Source organism: Thauera phenylacetica B4P (genome assembly GCF_000310225.1).
Classification (GTDB): Bacteria; Pseudomonadota; Gammaproteobacteria; order Burkholderiales; family Rhodocyclaceae; genus Thauera; species Thauera phenylacetica.
Genome location: NZ_AMXF01000531.1, coordinates 1 through 819 on the forward strand (window position 1 = coordinate 1; position 819 = coordinate 819).

Annotated in this window: 1 protein-coding gene; it reads right to left on the reverse strand. The window is 72.9% G+C overall.

Features of this window, described 5'->3' with window-relative positions; translation table 11 throughout:
* A partial coding sequence (locus C667_RS23500; protein WP_004391071.1) for a DUF748 domain-containing protein occupies positions 1-819 on the reverse strand: 819 nt, incomplete at both ends.

Here is an 819-nt window from a genome sequence, read left to right on the forward strand (position 1 = left end):
CGGCGGCTGGCGCCGTGGCGCCCTCGCCCGCCTGCGCGGCGACCACGGCCGGCTCGACGGGCTGTTGCGCCAGCGCCGCGGCGGCCTTGTCGGCGGACGCCTTCGCGGCCTTGCCCTTCGCCTTCTTCGCCCCTTCGGCTGCCGGCGGCGGCATCAGCCCGAGCACGTTGAGGCCGCCATCCTTCAGGCGCACCAGGTCGATCTCCGGCCGCGCCAGGCGCAGCCGGGTGAAGTGCCAGCGCCCGATCATCGGCTGCACATCGGCGAACTCGAGCTCCACCTCATCCGCGCTGGCGACCGGGGCGCCGTCGCGGTCCTGCAGCACGAGCTTGTCGACCTGCAGCGGGCCGCGCAGCGACAGCACCGGCGCGCCATCGGCCGGCTGGCTGAAGGAGAGCTCGACATTGGTCGTCAGCAGCGCCGAGGGCAGGCGGAAGCGCGGCTCGATCGGCAGGTAGGCGACCCAGGGCGTGAGGTCGAACGCCTTCAGCGAGACGTCGAGGATGGTCTCCTGCGATTCGGCGAAGGGCTTGGTGCGCGCATTCAGCAGCAGCGCGTCGCCGTTGAGCTTGGCCGACAGCGAGGGCTGCACGAAGACATCCACCCGCACCGGCAGGTTGGACACGAAGGGTACGCCCACGCCGAGCTCGGAGAGCTCGTGGGTGATGCCGCGCACGCGGTCGTCGACGCGCACGAGGCCGTCGCTGATGCGGATGTTGCCGATCGAGAACAGCGTCGGCGGCGCGTCCTCGGCGGGCGCCTCGCCGCCGAGCGCGGCGAGGCGCCCGAGCACGTCCGTCCAGTTGTGGCGGCCGTCGG